The organism is Leclercia sp. UBA2479 (assembly GCF_002341985.1).
Lineage (GTDB): Bacteria > Pseudomonadota > Gammaproteobacteria > Enterobacterales > Enterobacteriaceae > Enterobacter > Enterobacter pneumoniae.
This window is the reverse complement of sequence record NZ_DDPB01000009.1, coordinates 248,005-265,805: the sequence shown is the minus strand read 5'-3', so window position 1 is coordinate 265,805 and position 17,801 is coordinate 248,005. Positions and strand designations below refer to the sequence as shown.

The 17,801-nt window shown below is 58.2% G+C and carries 14 protein-coding genes; 5 read left to right on the top strand and 9 right to left on the bottom strand.

Annotated elements, in window-relative coordinates; genetic code table 11:
- The first annotated feature begins 30 nt into the window (after window positions 1-30).
- The 4 genes from B3B59_RS10955 to nhoA all read left to right on the top strand — a co-directional run bounded on the left by B3B59_RS10955 (window position 31) and on the right by nhoA (window position 4,301).
- On the top strand, window positions 31-723 hold the full coding sequence (locus B3B59_RS10955) for an ABC transporter ATP-binding protein (protein ID WP_233802344.1): 693 nt from the start codon (window positions 31-33) through the stop codon (window positions 721-723).
- A complete protein-coding gene (locus B3B59_RS10950) occupies window positions 720-1,688 on the top strand; it encodes an ABC transporter substrate-binding protein (RefSeq protein ID WP_046885407.1) in 969 nt (322 codons plus the stop codon). Before B3B59_RS10955 ends, B3B59_RS10950 begins: the two co-directional genes overlap by 4 nt.
- A 38-nt stretch (window positions 1,689-1,726) precedes the next feature.
- Window positions 1,727-3,382 (top strand): ABC transporter permease, encoded by a 1,656-nt coding sequence (locus B3B59_RS10945; protein WP_286808985.1) that lies wholly within the window; start codon window positions 1,727-1,729, stop codon window positions 3,380-3,382.
- A gap of 73 nt (window positions 3,383-3,455) precedes the next feature.
- Window positions 3,456-4,301 carry an N-hydroxyarylamine O-acetyltransferase gene (gene nhoA, locus B3B59_RS10940; RefSeq protein WP_233802348.1) on the top strand — a complete coding sequence of 282 codons (846 nt, stop codon included), beginning with the start codon at window positions 3,456-3,458 and terminating at the stop codon, window positions 4,299-4,301.
- Window positions 4,302-4,330: 29 nt separating this feature from the next.
- Here the strand turns inward: nhoA and narI are convergent, their stop codons facing one another.
- The 6 genes from narI to B3B59_RS10910 all read right to left on the bottom strand — a co-directional run bounded on the left by narI (window position 4,331) and on the right by B3B59_RS10910 (window position 13,222).
- Complete coding sequence (gene narI, locus B3B59_RS10935; RefSeq protein WP_212476028.1) at window positions 4,331-5,011, bottom strand: respiratory nitrate reductase subunit gamma; 681 nt, start codon at window positions 5,009-5,011, stop codon at window positions 4,331-4,333.
- Window positions 5,008-5,703 (bottom strand): nitrate reductase molybdenum cofactor assembly chaperone, encoded by a 696-nt coding sequence (narW, locus tag B3B59_RS10930; protein WP_233802350.1) that lies wholly within the window; start codon window positions 5,701-5,703, stop codon window positions 5,008-5,010. Before narW ends, narI begins: the two co-directional genes overlap by 4 nt.
- Complete coding sequence (gene narH, locus B3B59_RS10925; RefSeq protein WP_212476030.1) at window positions 5,703-7,247, bottom strand: nitrate reductase subunit beta; 1,545 nt, start codon at window positions 7,245-7,247, stop codon at window positions 5,703-5,705. The genes narW and narH overlap by 1 nt, the downstream gene beginning before the upstream one ends.
- Entirely contained in the window at window positions 7,244-10,984 is a 3,741-nt protein-coding gene (locus B3B59_RS10920) for a nitrate reductase subunit alpha (RefSeq protein ID WP_233802352.1), read from the bottom strand. Before B3B59_RS10920 ends, narH begins: the two co-directional genes overlap by 4 nt.
- Before the next feature lie 68 nt (window positions 10,985-11,052).
- On the bottom strand, window positions 11,053-12,444 hold the full coding sequence (locus B3B59_RS10915) for a NarK family nitrate/nitrite MFS transporter (RefSeq protein ID WP_040075627.1): 1,392 nt from the start codon (window positions 12,442-12,444) through the stop codon (window positions 11,053-11,055).
- A gap of 202 nt (window positions 12,445-12,646) precedes the next feature.
- Window positions 12,647-13,222 (bottom strand): TetR family transcriptional regulator, encoded by a 576-nt coding sequence (locus tag B3B59_RS10910; RefSeq protein ID WP_233802356.1) that lies wholly within the window; start codon window positions 13,220-13,222, stop codon window positions 12,647-12,649.
- A gap of 116 nt (window positions 13,223-13,338) precedes the next feature.
- On the opposite strand from B3B59_RS10910, the gene B3B59_RS10905 reads away from it, so the two are divergent.
- The gene (locus B3B59_RS10905; RefSeq protein WP_286809516.1) at window positions 13,339-14,829 is read left to right on the top strand and encodes an MFS transporter; all 1,491 of its coding nucleotides are present in this window, start codon (window positions 13,339-13,341) and stop codon (window positions 14,827-14,829) included.
- Window positions 14,830-14,903: 74 nt separating this feature from the next.
- On the opposite strand, the gene B3B59_RS10900 is transcribed toward B3B59_RS10905, so the two are convergent.
- From B3B59_RS10900 to B3B59_RS10890, 3 genes are read right to left on the bottom strand one after another with little or no spacing between them, the layout of a single operon-like run.
- Window positions 14,904-16,130: a Zn-dependent hydrolase gene (locus B3B59_RS10900; RefSeq protein ID WP_233802358.1), complete on the bottom strand. Its 1,227-nt coding sequence runs from the start codon at window positions 16,128-16,130 to the stop codon at window positions 14,904-14,906.
- Entirely contained in the window at window positions 16,127-16,612 is a 486-nt protein-coding gene (locus B3B59_RS10895; protein WP_040075631.1) for an L-2-amino-thiazoline-4-carboxylic acid hydrolase, read from the bottom strand. Before B3B59_RS10895 ends, B3B59_RS10900 begins: the two co-directional genes overlap by 4 nt.
- Window positions 16,613-16,629: 17 nt before the next feature.
- The gene (locus B3B59_RS10890) at window positions 16,630-17,787 is read right to left on the bottom strand and encodes a branched-chain amino acid ABC transporter substrate-binding protein (protein WP_233802360.1); all 1,158 of its coding nucleotides are present in this window, start codon (window positions 17,785-17,787) and stop codon (window positions 16,630-16,632) included.
- Window positions 17,788-17,801 lie beyond the last annotated feature (14 nt).

The following is a 17,801-nucleotide window of genomic DNA, read 5'->3' as shown; positions in this document are numbered from 1 at the left end:
ACGGCACTAAATCCCAAAGAGGATAACAATATGCTCACCCCCATCACGCTCAAAGGCGTCTCGTACGCGTTTGGCGCGAATACCGTATTAAACCAAATCGATCTGCACATCGAGGCGGGTAGCGTGGTTGCGCTGCTCGGACCCTCGGGCTGTGGAAAAAGCACGCTGTTACGTCTGCTGGCCGGGTTAACCCACCCGCTGCAGGGCGATATCCATTTCGGCGATCGTCAGGTGGCGAGGGCGGGCTGGTCGTTACCGCCCGAGGCCCGCGATATCGGCATGGTCTTCCAGGACTACGCGCTCTGGCCCCATATGACGGTGGCGCAGAACGTGGCGTTTCCACTGAAGATGCGCAATGTCTCAGGCAGCGCGCGTGAAGACCGCGTCGCGCAGGCTTTACGGCGCGTGGGTCTGGCTGACTTTGCCGACCGCAAACCCGCCGGGCTTTCCGGTGGGCAGCAGCAGCGCGTCGCCCTGGCCCGCGCCATTGTCGCCGAACCCCGGGTACTGCTCTTCGACGAGCCGCTCTCCAACCTCGACAGCGAACTGCGCGAATCGCTCTGCCTTGAGATGGCGTCGCTACTGCGCCAGCTTGGCACCACCGCCGTTTACGTTACGCATGACCGCCGTGAAGCCGAGATTCTGGCCGATCGCATCGTGCACCTTTCTGCTGGCAGCGTCGCTGCCGATCGTTTGATTCAATCCTCAGGGGAGTTTGCATGAAAATTACACTGTCCGTAAAAAAAGGAGTGCTGGTAGCCATGGCATTATCGTCCGTCATGATGTCGAGCGCCCACGCGCTCACCCTCTATACCGCCGGGCCGGGATCGCTGGCGAAGAACCTTGCAAGCGGCTTTGAAAAGAAAACCGGCGTGAAGGTGGATATCTTCCAGGCCACCACCGGTAAGGTGATGGCGCGCCTCGAGGCGGAGCAGGCCAACCCGCAGGCCGACATTCTGATCTCCGCCTCCTGGGATACGGCGGAAGATCTGCATAACCGCGGCTGGCTGTTGCCGTACCAGAGCGCCAACGCTGAACACGTGCCCGCCGACCTGAAATCTACCGATTTCGTGGCCCAGGGGGTATCGGCGCTGGGCATCGTCTGGAACACCAAAAGCGGTACCCCGGAGCCGAAGGAGTGGCAGGACCTGACTACTGACGCCTTCAAAGATAAAGTGACGACGCCAGACCCGGCGCTGTCAGGCGCCTCTCTCGATCTGCTGATCGGGTTACAAAATGGGATGGGCGATAAGGCCTGGTCGCTATTTGATAACCTGAAGAAGAACGGCATGGTGGTGAGCGGCCCGAACGCTCAGGCGGTCACCCCGGTCATGCAGGGGGCAAAAGCGGCAGTATTTGGCGCGGTGGATTACGTCTCTTACGGCAACATTCACCAGGGGGAATCTCTGAAGGTGATCTTCCCGGCCAGCGGCACGGTCATTGCCCCACGCCCGATGATGATCCTCAAATCTACCCCGCATGCGGATGACGCCAAAGCCTTCGTTGATTATGTGTTGTCGCCGGAAGGCCAGGCGATGGTGGCCGACGCCTGGCTGATGCCAGCCCGCGAAGACATCAAGGCGAAACGCCCGCTGCTGAACGAACTGAACATCCTGCCGACCAAAAGCGACGGCAACAGCGAGCGCAGCGCCATTCTGAAGCGTTTTAACACGCTCTTCTCTCTGTAACTTTTCCGACGGGGGCAACCCCGTCTTCAGGATCGCGTGTGAAACACTCCTTTCTTTCAGGGGCGACGCTGGCCATGCTGATGGTACTGGTGGCGCTTCCGCTACTGTTTATTGTGCTACAGGCGGTGTTCCCGCAATTTAGCGCCGGCTCTTTTTCGGCCGCCTTTGGTGGCGTACGTCAACTGCTGGCCGAGCCGCAGCTCCCGGGGATGCTGGGGGGAACTCTGCAGATCGCCCTGGGCGTGGCGCTGGTCAGCGCGCTGATTGGTTTTCCCCTTGGGGTCGCGCGCGGGCTACTGACGTTGCCGCTGCCGCGCCTGTGGGATCTGCTCTTCCTGATCCCCTTTTTAACGCCGCCCTATATCGCGGCCTTATCGTGGATGCTGGTCCTGCAGAGTAATGGCTACCTGCAACAGCTAACGGGTATCAATCTGAACGATCTGCTGTTCAGTAAAACCGGTATTGTGCTGGTGATGGCGCTCAATATCTTCCCGGTAGTCTATTTTGCCGTCTCGCGCAGTCTGCTGGCCAGCGGGCAGCGGCTGGCGTGGGTTGCGCGGGTGCATGGTGCCAGCGCAGGGCGGGCCTTCTGGCATATCACGCTGCCCTTGCTTTCACCAGCGCTGGCGGCAGGCATGCTGCTCTCGTTTACGCTGGCGATCGAAGAGTACGGCGTTCCGGCGGCGCTGGGCACGCGGGCAGGGGTGTTGATGCTGACCACCGATATCGAGAAAAAGCTGGCCGACTGGCCTATCGATCTCTCGGGGGCATCGATGCTGTCCGTGGTACTGGTGGCGATCGCGCTCTGCGCCTGGGCGTTGCAGAAAAAGCTAACGGGCCAGCACGACGTAACCAGCGTCACGGGTAAGCCGACCGAGAACAGAGGGGCGGATGCCGGGATCTTTATATTGCCCGTCGTCGTGCTGATGGGGCTGGTTGGGCTGATTGCTGTGGTACTGCCCGCGGCCTCGATGGCGCTTTCAGGCGTGCTCGGCACCTTATCGGCGGGAGTCACTGCGGCTAACGTGACGTTGTCACATTACGCGGCACTCTTTAGCCAGCAGGGAGATGCCCTGGCTGCGCTGGGTACCAGCCTGTCGCTGGCGCTGGGAACGGCGTGCATTACCGGGCTACTGGGGTTGTTAGCCGCCTGGCTGGTGGTGGTGCAAAAAATCAGAGGCCGGGCGCTGGTGGATGCGTTATCCCTGATGCCCGCCGCGCTGCCAGGGATTGTGGTAGGTGTGGGGCTTATTTTACTGTGGAACCGCACCTTCTGGCCGCTATCACCTTATAACAGCTGGGTCATACTGCTGCTCTCTTACTGCTGCCTGCTATTGCCGTGGCCGGTCCGCTACATTGGCAGTGCGCTGCGCCAGTTGGGTGGCAATCTCGAACCGGCGGCGCGGGTACACGGCGCGTCGGCGCTGCAGGCGCTACGTTTTATCGTGATACCGCTGGTGTCGCCGGCCATGCTGGCGGCGATGTTGATGGTCTTCGCCATTGCCTCTCGCGAGCTGGTGACATCGCTATTACTGGCCCCGGCGGGGACGCAGACCGTCTCGGTCTTTATCTGGCGCCAGTTCGAACAAGGCTCGATTGGCCAGGGAATGGCGATGGCCACCCTGACGTTAGTGACCGGACTGATATTGATGCTGAGCGCGCTGGGTATCATGCAGCGCACGACGGGACGCTAAAAAAGCACTTTTACGCAGGTGGCGACGCAAAAATAGTTTATAAACAGGGAACATCATTGCAAGGAAGTTCACTATGTCTCCATTTCTGACTGCGTATTTCGCCCGCACGGGCTGGCAACAGCCCGCGATCCCGGATATCGACACCCTGCGCGGGCTGCATCTCCACCATAACTGCAGCATCCCGTTTGAGAATCTTGACGTGGTGTTGCCACGCGAGATCCAGCTCGACGAGGAGAGCGTGCAAGACAAACTGGTTACCGCCCGTCGCGGTGGGTACTGCTTTGAGCAGAACGGACTCTTCGAGCGCGTGCTGCGTGAGGTGGGTTTTACGGTCCGCAGCCTGCTGGGCCGCGTGGTGCTGGCGAATCCGCCGCAGATGCCGCCGCGTACCCACCGACTGTTGCTGGTTGAGCTAAATGGCGAACGCTGGATTGCCGACGTGGGCTTTGGCGGCCAGACGTTGACCGCGCCGGTTCGCCTGATTGCCGACCTGGAGCAGCCCACGCCGCACGGCATGTACCGCCTGCAGAACGAAGGGGATAACTGGGCCTTACAGGTTCACCATCACGATCGCTGGCAGTCGATGTACCAGTTCGATCTCGCAGAGCAGCATTTCAATGACTATGTGATGGGCAATTTCTGGTCGGCTCACTGGCCGCAATCGCATTTTCGCCATCACCTGCTGATGTGCCGACACCTGCCCGAGGGGGGCAAACTGACCTTAACCAATTTTAATTTCACCCGCTGGCAGGGGGCGCTGGCGGTTGAGCAGCGTCATCTCGCCGATGCCGCCGAGCTGTATCAGGTATTGCAGGAGCAGTTTGGGCTGGGGGTATCTGATCCGAAAAACGGTTTTTCACTGGCCGAGCTGACGGCGGTGATGGCGGGGTTTGAGACGCATCCGCAGGCAGGGAAATAGCCGGGTGGCGGCGACGCCACCCGTATAAATTAGCGCCGTGACCGAACAACCTGATACCGGCGGGTGAAATATTCAAACGGCGCGCTCCACACATGCACCAGACGGGTGAAGGGGAAGATCAGGAAAATGGTCATCCCCAGCACCAGATGCACACGGAAGATAAAGTCCACGCCGTTAAGCATCTCCGATGAGCCGCCGCGGAAAGTGACGATACCCTGCGCCCAGCCCACCAGTTTCATCATCTCGCTGCCGTCCGGAAAACGGGCGGAGAAGGGAATCGTGCTCAGCCCCAGAATGCACTGAAGCAGTAAAATGCTCATGATGATGATGTCCGGCGTGGTGGAGGTGGCGCGCACGCGCTGATTAAACAGCCGGCGGTAGAGCAACATTGACCCACCAATCAGCGTTAACACACCGCACACGCCCCCGGCGAACATGGCCAACTGCTGTTTCACGGCGATAGGTAGAAACCAGGCGTACATCCAGTGCGGGGTCAGCATCCCGAACAGGTGGCCGAAGAAGATCCCCAGAATACCGATATGAAACAGGTTAGAGGCCCAGTTCATGCCGCGCTTGCTCAGCATCTGGCTCGACGAGGCACGCCAGGTGTACTGACCATAGTCATAACGCAGCCAGCTTCCGAGGAAGAAGACGGTGGCGCAAATATAGGGATAGATGTCATAGAAAAACACGTTCAGGTAGTGCGTCATTTGGGGCCTCCGGCGCCGACGTCCACGTACTGCGGTGCAACGTCCTGGCTAAAGCGTCGTTGATATTGCTGCATCGGCGAACTGTCGCACGACGTGGCGTTGTCTTCGATAAACTTCACCTGCTCTTCTTCCCACACCGCATCCAGCGCCTGACGGGTGTCATCACGCTTCTCGGTGGCAACCTGTGCCGCTACGCTATCGCTGGAAAGCCGGGTTTCGGCCAGCCGTAGCAGAGCGTCAAACAGCTGATAATGGGCAACGTCGCGCTGCTTCAGCCGCCCCCCAATCAGCGCCAGGATCGGGGCGACGTTCTGCAGCCCATCGCGCGCTTCCGCTTCGCCCACAATACTGAGATATTCCAGATAAAGGGGCAGATAATCGGGGAGCTCCCGGCAATCCAGCTGCAGACCAACCTTCTCGTACTGCGCCATCAGGTCGACCATCGCCTGGCCGCGATCCCGCGACTCCGCATGCACATGTTCAAACAGCAGCAGCGAGGTGGCCCGGCCACGTTCAAACACTTCGCACCACTCGGTCTGCCTGTCCAGCAGCGGGGCGCTGAGATAGGTTCGCGTAAAGGGCAACAGCGTCGGGGCATCCTGGGCAATGAGATCTAACGCCTCATCGCGGTTCTCCCATAACATCTCGTCGGGATACTCCATTAACAGCGCAATGATTTTCAGAATCCGCATTACTCTCCCTCCCCGTGTTCACGCACCTCGGTAATATTAATGGCGTCGATACGGCTACTGTTGAAGAGGTTGAATTTGGTGTCTGAGCCGTGGCAGCCATCGCCGAAGGTAAAGCCGCAGCCGTTCTTCTCGGGGAAGGCATCACGGGCCATTTCGCGGTGGCTGGTGGGGATCACGAAGCGATCTTCGTAGTTGGCAATGGCGAGATAGCGATACATCTCTTCCACCTGTTCGACCGTCAACCCGACCTCGTCAATGGCGCGGGTATCGGTCACGCCTTCCACGGTTTGTGAACGTTTGTAATGGCGCATAGCCATCATGCGCTTGAGGGCGCGCAGCACCGGGCCGGTATCGCCCGCGCTCAGCATATTTGCCAGATACTGGACCGGGATACGCAGGCTCTCCACGGCGGGGAGCACGCCGTCGGTTTTGGGCAGGCCGCCCGCATCGGCGTAGGACTGAATCGGTGACAGCGGCGGCACATACCAGACCATCGGCAGGGTACGGTATTCCGGGTGCAGCGGCAGGGCCAGCTTCCAGTCCATCGCCATCTTGTAAACCGGCGAGCGCTGGGCAGCGTCAATCACGTTCTGCGGAATACCTTGCTTAACGGCCTCTTCGATCACCGCCGGATCGTGCGGATCTAAAAAGACATCGCACTGGCGCTCATAAAGATCGGTGACATGTTCGGTGCTGGCCGCCTCCTCAATGCGATCCGCGTCGTAAAGCAGCACGCCGAGATAGCGAATACGCCCGACGCAGGTCTCTGAGCAGACCGTCGGCTGGCCGGATTCAATGCGCGGGTAGCAGAAGATACATTTTTCTGACTTACCGCTCTTCCAGTTGAAGTAGATTTTTTTGTACGGGCAGCCACTGATGCACAGACGCCAGCCGCGGCACTTATCCTGGTCAATGAGCACGATGCCATCTTCTTCGCGTTTATAGATGGCGCCGCTGGGGCAGGTAGCGACGCAGCTTGGGTTCAGGCAGTGCTCGCACAGGCGCGGCAGGTACATCATGAAGGTGTTTTCAAACTGGCCGTACATCTCTTTCTGCATCTTGTCGAAGTTGCGGTCGCGGGCGCGCTTTTCGAACTCACCGCCGAGCAGCTCTTCCCAGTTTGGCCCCCACTTGATTTTATCCATCCGCTTGCCGTCAATCAGCGAGCGTGGACGGGCGGTAGGTAAGTGATCTCCCTGCGGGGCGCGGTGCAGATCCTGGTAGTCAAAGGTGAAGGGTTCGTAATAGTCGTCAATCTGCGGTAAGACCGGGTTGGCGAAGATTTTCGACAGCACCCCCATTTTGCCGCCGAGGCGGGGAGTGAGCTTGCCGGTGATACCGCGGATCCAGCCGCCTTGCCACTCCTCCTGGTCTTCCCAGTTTTTGGGGTAGCCGATGCCCGGCTTGGTCTCAACGTTGTTAAACCAGGCATACTCCATCCCTTCACGCCCGGTCCAGACGTTTTTGCAAGTGACCGAGCAGGTATGACAGCCAATACACTTATCAAGGTTCAGTACCATGCCAACCTGTGAGCGGATCTTCATTTTTTCGCCTCCTGTACCTGGTCCCGACCTTCACCATCCAGCCAGTTAATGTTTTTCATTTTGCGGATCATGATGAACTCATCGCGGTTCGACCCGACGGTGCCGTAGTAGTTAAAGCCGTAGGCCAACTGCGCGTAACCGCCGATCATGTGGGTCGGTTTCGGGCAGATGCGGGTGACAGAGTTATGAATACCGCCGCGTCGGCCAGTCACTTCCGAACCTGGAATGTTCAGAATGCGCTCCTGGGCGTGGTACATCATGGTCATGCCCGGCGGCACGCGCTGGCTCACTACGGCGCGAGCGGTGAGGGCGCCGTTGGCATTAAATGCCTCGATCCAGTCGTTATCCTCAATACCCAGCTCCCGGGCATCCGTTTCGCTTATCCAGACAATCGGACCACCGCGCGACAGGGTCTGCATCAGCAGGTTTTCGCTGTAGGTCGAGTGGATGCCCCATTTCTGGTGCGGCGTCAGGAAGTTCAGCGCTTTCTCCGGGAAGCCGTTCGGCGGAATGTCACGCATGTGCGTCACGCTACGGGTATCAATTGGCGGACGATAAACCACCAGACTTTCGCCGAAGGCGCGCATCCACAGGTGATCCTGGTAAAGCTGCTGACGGCCCGAGAGAGTGCGCCACGGAATTAACTCATGGACGTTGGTATAACCGGCGTTGTAAGAGACATGTTCGCTCTCGAGGCCGGACCAGGTGGGGCTGGAGATAATCTTGCGCGGCTGCGCCTGAATATCGCGGAAGCGGATTTTTTCATCCTCTTTATTCAGCGCCAGGTGGGTATGATCCCGTCCGGTCAGTTGCCCCAGGGCTTCCCAGGCTTTCACGGCAACCTGGCCGTTGGTTTCCGGGGCGAGGGCGAGGATCACCTCTGAAGCGTCGATGGCGGTTTCGATACGCGGGCGGCCTTTCGCCGGGCCATCAAGCTTGACGTAGTTCAGCTTGCCGAGGAAATCGATCTCTTTCTCGGTGTTCCACGAAATGCCTTTCCCGCCGTTGCCCAGTTTATCCAGCAGCGGTCCGAGGGCGGTGAAGCGCTCGTAGGTTTCCGGGTAGTTACGTTCCACCACCGCAATGGAGGGGGCAGTCTTGCCGGGAACCAGCTCACACTCGCCTTTGCGCCAGTCCTGAATATCAAAGGGCTGCGAGAGCTCCGCCGGGGAGTCGTGTTGCAGGGGTTGCAGCACCACATCGGTTTCGGTACCGAGATGGCCCACGCAGACTTCCGAGAAAACTTTAGCGAGCCCTTTGTAGATCTCCCAGTCGCTGCGGGACTCCCAGGCGGGGTCAACGGCGGCCGAAAGCGGGTGAATAAACGGATGCATATCCGAGGTATTCATGTCGTCCTTCTCGTACCAGGTGGCGGTCGGCAGGACAATATCCGAGAACAGGCAGGTGCTGGACATGCGGAAATCGAGGGTCACCAGCAGGTCAAGCTTCCCTTCGATGGCGGGGGTCTGCCACTCCACCTCTTCCGGTTTCACATCATCCGTCGAGCCCAGATCTTCGCCCTGAATCCCGCTCTCGGTCCCCAGCAGGTACTTCAGCATGTACTCGTGCCCTTTACCGGAGGAGCCCAGCAGGTTAGAGCGCCAGACGAACAGGTTACGCGGATGGTTTTTACCGTTATCCGGCTGCTCGCAGGCAAAGCGGACATCGCCCGATTTTAGCCCCTGCACGGTGTACTCCTGCGGCGTCATGCCGGCAGCATCGGCGCGGGCTTTAATATGCAGCGGATTGAGATTGAGCTGCGGGGCGGAGGGGAGCCAGCCCATACGCTCAGCGCGGACGTTGAAGTCGATCAGGTGCCCGGTGAACTGCCCCGGGTCCGCCAGCGGCGAGAGCAGCTCCTGCGCCGTCAGCTTTTCATAGCGCCACTGGCTGGCGTGGTTATAAAAATAGGAGGTGCTGTTCATCTGGCGCGGCGGCCGGTTCCAGTCCAGCGCAAAAGCCAGCGGCAGCCAGCCGGTTTGCGGACGCAGTTTCTCCTGGCCCACATAGTGCGACCAGCCGCCACCGCTCTGGCCTACGCAGCCGCAGAAGACCAGCATATTGATCATCCCCCGGTAGTTCATATCCATGTGATACCAGTGGTTCACCCCGGCGCCGAGAATGATCATCGAGCGGCCATGGGTTTTATTGGCGGTATCGGCAAATTCCCGGGCGATCTGTTCGATATGGTGGCGCGGCACGCCGGTGATCTGCTCGCCCCAGGCCGGGGTGTAAGCTTTGATCTCTGCGTAATCGGTGGCGGCGTTGCTGTCGTCCAGCCCACGGTCGAGGCCGTAGTTGGCCAGCACCAGGTCATAGACGCTGACCACCTGTCTGGTGGTGCCGTCTGCCAGAGTCAGCGTTTTTGCCGGGACTTTGCGCAGTAACACCGGCTCCTGCTTCACGCTGCGGAAATGGGGATTTTCGTTGCCGCCAAAGTAGGGGAACGCCACGTTAGCGACGCGATCGTGGGTGATCAGCAGCGAGAGCGTTAGCTCCGTCTCCTGGCCTGCCGCCAGCGGCTCAAGGTTCCATTTGCCTTTTTCTCCCCAGCGGAAGCCAATAGAGCCATTCGGCGCCACCAGTTCACCGGCCAGGGTAAAGGCAACGGTCTTCCACTCCGGATTATTGGCCTCTCCCAGCCCGTCGGCGAGATCCGAGGCGCGCAGCATCCGACCTGGCACATAGGTCCCGTCCTCACGCTCATCGAGCATCACCAGCATCGGCATGTCGGTGTAGCGACGGCAGTAGTTCAGGAAGTAGTCGCTGGGGTTATCGAGGTGGAACTCTTTCAGAATGACATGGCCCATCGCCATGGCCAGCGCGCTGTCGGTACCCTGTTTAGGGGCAAGCCACTGATCGCTAAGCTTTGCCACCTCTGAAAAATCGGGGGTGATGGCGATAGTTTTGGTGCCTTTGTAGCGCACTTCGGTAAAGAAGTGGGCGTCCGGGGTACGCGTCTGCGGCACGTTGGAACCCCAGGCGATGATGTAGCCGGAGTTGTACCAGTCGGCCGATTCCGGCACGTCGGTCTGCTCGCCCCAGGTCATCGGCGAAGCGGGAGGAAGGTCGCAATACCAGTCGTAGAAACTGAGACAGGTACCGCCCAGCAATGACAAATAGCGGGTGCCGGCGGCGTAGGAGACCATCGACATCGCCGGGATGGGCGAGAACCCCGCCACGCGGTCGGGGCCGAAGTTTTTGATGGTCCAGACGTTGGCGGCGGCAATCAGTTGATTGAGCTCCTTCCAGCCCGATCGAATAAATCCGCCTTTCCCACGTGCCTGTTTGTAGCGCTGGCATTTCACCGGGTCGCTCTGGATGGTATCCCAGGCCAGCACCGGGTCGCCATGCTGCGCCAGCGCTTCACGCCAGAGTTCAATCAGGGCGCGGCGCACCAGGGGGTACTTCAGGCGGTTTGCGCTGTAGAGATACCAGGAGTAGCTGGCACCGCGCGGGCAGCCTCGCGGCTCATGGTTAGGCAGGTCGGGGCGGGTGCGGGGATAGTCGGTCTGCTGGGTCTCCCAGGTCACCAGGCCATTTTTAACGTAAATTTTCCAGCTACAGGAGCCGGTACAGTTAACCCCGTGGGTGGATCGCACAATCTTATCGAACTGCCAGCGCTGACGATAGCTGTCCTCCCAGTCACGGTTGGTGTGGTACACCTGTCCGTGCCCATCGGCGAAACTGTCGCCTTTTTGTTTGAAGTAACGGAAGCGATCCAACAATTTACTCATGACGTCTCTCCTGACGGGGCGACTCCCGCCCCGTGGTTACACTGCTCATAACGTAATTAATGGCATGTTTATGATTTGATGTGCTTTTGACGGCGGCCATACACCAGCCAGGTGATGAATACACAGACGATGTAAAAGACGAGGAACACTTTCATCGCGCCTACCGGGGACCCGGTCATTGCCAGCGAGGTGCCGAAGGCCTTCGGAATGAAGAACCCGCCGACTGCGCCAATGGCGGAGATAAAGCCGAGCGCGGCAGCGGTGTCAGTCACGGCCTCTTGTTGCGCCTGCTGTTCACTACCGCCGCGCAATTTCACTTTATAAATCGTAATTTGCCGAAAGATGACGGCGATCATCTGGAAGGTCGATCCGCTGCCCAGCCCGGCGGTGAGGAACAGCCCCATAAAGACGATGTAGAAGGCGGTAAAGTTGCCGGAGCCTGAGCCCGGCAGGGTGAAGAACAGCAGGGCGGTGAAGATCGCCATCAGAACAAAGTTCACCAGCGTCACGCGCACGCCGCCCAGTTTGTCAGAGACCACGCCGCCGGCCGATCGCGCCAGCGCCCCAATTAGCGGACCGAAGAAGGCGAGGTGCAGAATATTCACATCCGGGAACTGCGTTTTAGAGAGCATCGCAAAACCGGCGGAAAAGCCGATAAACGAGCCGAAGGTTGCAAGATAGAGCAGGCTCAACAGCCAGAGGTGCGGCTGTTTCAGTACCGGTAACTGACTGGCAATCGAGGCCTTAGAACTGGCGATATCGTTCATGCCAAAAAAGGCAGCAAGGGTTGCCAGCACCAGCAGCGGTACCCATATCCAGGCCGCGTTGGCCAGCGACAGGAGAGAGCCGTCCTCCTGCGGCACGCCGTGCACGCCGAGGAAGGTAAACATCGGCAGGAATATCACGACCGGAGCGACCATTTGCATAACGCTCACGCCCAGATTACCCAGCCCGCCGTTGATACCCAACGCGCTGCCCTGTTTCGCTTTCGGGAAGAAGAAGCTGATGTTGCCCATGCTGGAGGCAAAGTTCGCCCCGGCGAAACCACACAGCAGCGCGATGATAATAAATACCCAGTACGGAGTAGCGTTATTCTGTACGGCGATGCCCAGCCAGACGCAGGGAACAATCAGTATTACGGTGCTTAATACCGTCCAGTAGCGACCACCAAAAATAGGCACCATAAAGGAGTAGGGGACGCGTAATATTGCGCCTGAAAGAGAAGGGAGGGCCGTTAACATAAAGAGTTGATCGGTGGTGAAATTAAAACCCACCTTATTCAGGTTTACGCTCACCGCGCTAAATAACATCCAGACGCAGAAGGCTAAAAGTAAACAACTGACGGAGATCCATAAATTACGACGGGCGATATGTTTGCCTTTATTTTCCCAGAAAGCGGGGTTCTCGGGTTTCCAGTTGTTTAATAGATAATGATTATTCTTCTCATTAAGTTGTGACATATCGCCCTCTTAAATGTCCATAAACAGCAGAAAAAGCACCGGGAATCAGGCAGTTGCCTGCAGGTTTGTTCTATTGAATTATCAGGAAATTTTGGGATATGTCTGAAAGGATAGATAAGAATGGGAATCCATGAGCAATGAAGGGTTAAGAAGCGTCTGCTTAAGTGTTACTAATTGTAAAATTATAATTTTGTAACGCGGTTTAATATAATTCCAGAGTAATGACTTTATGAAGATGCTTATTAAATGCAGCTTCATCCATACCGGCAATATTTAACATATATATTCCGTCTAAACCGCAAACCAGGCTTATCAATCGCCAGGCTATATTGTCTGGCGTGTCATGAAGATTAAAGACTTTTTCCTCTGCACCCGCTGCAATAATGGCTACCGTCTCCTTGTGCCACATCTCCATCGTCAGGACATAGGCACCTTTAATCTCTTCATCGCGGGCAGCAAGGATTTGTGCTTCGCGCCATAAGCGGATGTAGGGTTCAAAGTGGCGGTCGTCGCTACCCAGCATGGCGTGAAGCTTGTCGTGCCAGCTGGCATCGGCGGGCACCACCTCTGCATCCAGCAGGTCGCGGATAAGATGAATGAAAGCCTGTGATTTTAACTCACCAATGCTGGCGAAGTGGTGATGGACCTGGCCTGCGGCGACGTCGGCCTCGGCCGCGATACGTCGAACCGTCATGCTGGTTAATCCCTCACTTAATGCCACACGCATGGCGGCATGCAGGATCGCTTCCCGACGTTCATCCTTGTTTAAATAGGCCATTTTGTTCACCCTCAATCGCGACGCAACGAGTGTAACAAAAAGCTGGACAGTTGTTCAGCTTTCCGTAGGATCGCATTTCTGGACATGTGTCCAGGTTTGTAATGAAAAGGACATTTATGTTTCGTCAGTGGTTAGCGTTAGTGATAATCGTGCTGGTTTATATACCTGTGGCCATTGATGCCACGGTACTGCACGTGGCGGCGCCGACATTAAGCATGACGCTGGGCGCCAGCGGCAACGAACTGCTGTGGATCATCGATATTTATTCGTTGGTCATGGCGGGTATGGTGCTGCCAATGGGGGCCCTGGGCGATCGTATCGGATTTAAACGCCTGTTAATGCTGGGCAGCGTGCTCTTTGGTCTCTCTTCCCTGTGGGCGGCAGCGTCCAGCTCTGCCGGCTGGCTGATTGCCGCGCGTGCCAGCCTGGCGATAGGGGCGGCGATGATTATTCCGGCTACCCTCGCCGGGATCCGCACGCTCTTTACCGAGGCGCGTCAACGCAACATTGCCCTCGGCGTCTGGGCCGCGGTAGGGTCAGGCGGCGCAGCCTTCGGGCCGCTGATTGGTGGGGCATTGCTGGAGCACTTTTACTGGGGATCGGTCTTTCTCATTAACGTTCCTATCGTGGCGATTGTGGTGGTCCTGACGGCGCGTCTGGTGCCGCCGCAGCAGGGGCGCCCGGAGCAGCCGCTCAATATCAGCCACGCCATTATGTTGATAGTGGCAATCCTGTTGCTGGTGTTCAGTGCCAAAACCGCGCTGAAAGGGGCGCTCTCGCCCTGGCTGGTCGCCACTACGCTGTTTATCGGGGCGATGCTGCTGTTTATATTTGTCCGCATCCAGCTGCGCGCCGCGATCCCCATGATCGATATGCGTCTTTTCGGCCACCGCATCATCCTGAGCGGGGTGGTGATGGCCATGACGGCGATGATTGCGCTGGTGGGATTTGAGCTATTAATGGCGCAGGAACTTCAGTTCGTGCATGGCTTTACCCCCTTCGACGCAGGCATGTTTATGCTGCCGGTGATGGTGGCCAGCGGATTTAGTGGGCCGATTGCGGGTGTGCTGGTGAGTAAGCTTGGGCTACGTATCGTTGCGGCCGGGGGAATGGGACTGAGCGCGCTCAGCTTTATCGGCCTGTCGATGCTCGATTTCAGTACTCAGCAGTGGCTGGCCTGGGGCTTAATGGTATTGCTCGGGTTCAGCGCGGCCAGCGCCTTGCTGGCATCGACCTCGGCCATTATGGCCGCCGCACCGAAGGAGAAGGCAGCGGCCGCAGGCGCCATCGAGACCATGTCCTACGAACTGGGTGCCGGTCTGGGCATTGCTCTGTTTGGCTTGCTGCTTACCCGCAGTTTTTCCGCCGCGATTGCCTTACCGCAGGGGCTGGAGAGCAGGGTGGCAGAACAGGCCGCCTCGTCGATTGGCGAGGCGGTAAAAGTGGCGCAGGAGTTGCCACCGGCCCTGGCGGAGTCGGTCATCCAGGCGGCGAAAACGGCGTTTATCAGCTCCCATAGTGTGGCGCTGGGGAGTGCTGGCGGAATGTTGCTGTTACTTGCCATTGGCATCTGGTTTAGCCTGGCAAAGGTACCGCGTTCGGCATAACTTATTAGTTACAACATACTATTAGCTTTTGTTTTAATAAGGTTCCCCGGCCTGTGGCCGGGGAACGTGCAAAACTAACACTCCTGTGCCGCACTCAACAGGCTATGCAGCAACACATTGGCCCCTTTCTCAGACCACGCCGGTAAAATCCGCTCCTCCTCGTTATGACTAATGCCCTTAACGCAGGGGATAAAGATCATACTCGCCGGGGCGATTTTACTGATGTAACAGGTATCGTGACCGGCACCGGAAACCATTGGTTTTGCCGTATACCCCAGCGCTGTGACCGCCGCTTCACTGCGTGCCAGACAGTCGGCGTCAAACGTAATAGGGGCGTAGTCAAAAATGCGTTCTACATCAGCCTGCACGCCGCGGGCCGCCAGCCCCTCAGCGGCCTGACGCAGCGACGCTTCCATTGCCGCCAGTGCTTCGCTGTCGGGATGACGAAACTCCACGCTGCACACTACGCGGGAAGGGACCACGTTTCGGGAGTTAGGGGTGACTTGCGCCATGCCGATAGTCGCTCGTCCATCTGGCGCATGCTGATAGCCAATCGCCTCCACCTGCAGCGCCAGCTCCGCAAACGCGGTGAGGGCATCCCGACGGCTGTGCATCGGTGTCGTACCCGCATGTGCGGCAAAACCTTCGAGGGCGATCGTAAACCAGCGCTGACCCATCGCCGCGCGAACCAGCCCGATATCTATGCCTTCATCTTCCAGGATCGGTCCCTGCTCAATATGCAGCTCATAGCAGGCGTGAACCGGAAACGCGCGGGCGGGCAGTTCGCCCCGGTAACCGATAGCTTCCAGCGCCTCGCGGACGGTGATTTTTGCGCTGTCGCTCCGCGCGTAAGCGAACTCCTGCGTAAGTTGTCCGGACCAGACGCCAGAGGCCAGCATTGCCGGGGCAAAGCGGGCGCCTTCTTCATTGGTCCAGTTCACCAGTACGATATCGCGTTCCGTTTCAGTCTGGTTGTCATTCAGCGTACGTAGCACCTCCAGCCCGGCGAGAACGCCGTAAATGCCGTCGTAATTGCCTCCCAGCGGCTGTGAATCCACGTGCGAACCGGTCATCACCGGCGGGAGCGCGCGGTTTTTGCCCGCGCGGCGGATGAACATGTTGCCCATGCTGTCCACATCACAGCTGAATCCGGCCTCCAGAGCCCAGTCGCGCAGAAGGGTGCGCGCCATGCGATCCTCTTCGCTCAGGGCCAGACGGGTAACGCCGCCGGCAGGGGTTCCACCGATGTTTGCCATCGTTTCAAGCGTGGACCAGAGTCGCGCCGCATCGATGCGTATCATGCGTTGTCCTTTTTCTGGCTGCGGTAACGGAAGTCACAGCATTTGCCGCCCTGCATGATGGTGGTAGTGCGGGTCAGCTTCACGTCCGGTGCATAGCCGACGATGAATTTCTCATCGCGGGCGCACGACAGCAGATGACCAATCTCCCCCAGCCCCATCTCGTGATACATCTCAGCGTAGCGGCAGCGGGTGACGTCGTAGTTGTACTGCTGGTCATCGGCGTCGATGACTTTTACCTCCAGCGCATTATCTTTTTCCCAAAGATACTGCAGGGCGATAAAGCTCTTAACGTCCGCACCGTTCGGCTCTTTACTGGCAAACGACTTTCCCGCATCGATCGCGGCCTGCTCAATGGCCTCGCCGATCACCGCCTGTGCGCGCGTTTTGCCTATCTCACGCACCAGGATTTCGTAAATAGGTTTAATAATTTCTGCTTCAATTTTGCGGCGGGCGAGAATACCCAGCTCATTATTATTGCTCATCACATTGCCTCACTACGTTACTTCGTTTTAGCGCCACCCAGCACGGTTTGCGGTTGCCATTTCCCGTCCACCACTTTGTAAACGGTAAATGACGGCGCCTTCAGATTGCCCTGACCGTCAAAGGCGATCTGACCGGTGACGCCAGAATAGTTAATCGCGCGCAGGGCAGGCAGATAGTCAGCGGGATCGACAGAGTCGGCTTTTTCCATGGCAGCAACCAGCACGCGGGTAGCGTCATAGGCGAACGGGGCGTGGAGTTCGATATGGGTGTGATAGCGAGACTGATACGCCTGTTCAAAGGCTTTACCGCCAGGCATCTGATCAACAGGCAGGCCTGGCTCCAGGGCAACAACGCCGTCACCCTCTTTTTGCGCCAGCTGCAGGAAGGTCTGGCTAACAAAACCGCCGGCACCCATCAGGGTCGCTTTCATCCCGAGTTGTTTGATACGGCGCGCTAGCGGAGCGGCCTGGCTGTCGACGCCGCCAAAGAAGATCAGATCGGCGTTTTTACTGCGAATGGCGGTCAGCACGGCGCTGAAATCGACCGTTTTATCATCCACATACTGGCGATCGACAATTTTCACCCCCTGCGCCTCGAGCGATTTGATGAACTCATCGGCCAGCCCCTGGCCGAAGGCGGTACGGTCATCAATTACAGCGATGCGTTTTGCTTTCAGGGTATTTACCGCATACTCACCGGCAAACTGGCCGCCGTCATCGTCGTGACCCATCACGCGGAAGCTGGTGTCAAACCCCTGTTTGGTATAGGCGTGTCCGGTGGCAACCGGTGCGACCTGGGCGATGCCCGCATCGTGGTAGACCCGCGCCGCCGGGATGCTGGTACCGGTATTCCAGTGACCGACAACCCCGGCCACATCACTATCGACCAGACGCTGAGCGACGGCTACCGCGGTACGTGGGTCAGATTGATCGTCCTCAGACTGCAGCCTGAACGTGACTGCTTTGCCGCCGATGGTGGGGTGCTGCTTATTGATGTCGTCAATGGCCAGCTGCGCCCCGTTTTCCAGATCTTTACCGATACGGGCAGAAGGGCCGGTTAACGGGCCAGCCAGTCCGATAACCACGGTCTCGCTTTCGGCAGCCCAGCTGGTAGCGGAGCCAAATCCGCCGAGCAACAGTGCTGCGCTCAGTGCGCTAATTTTAATTGTTTTCATTATATTTTCCCTGA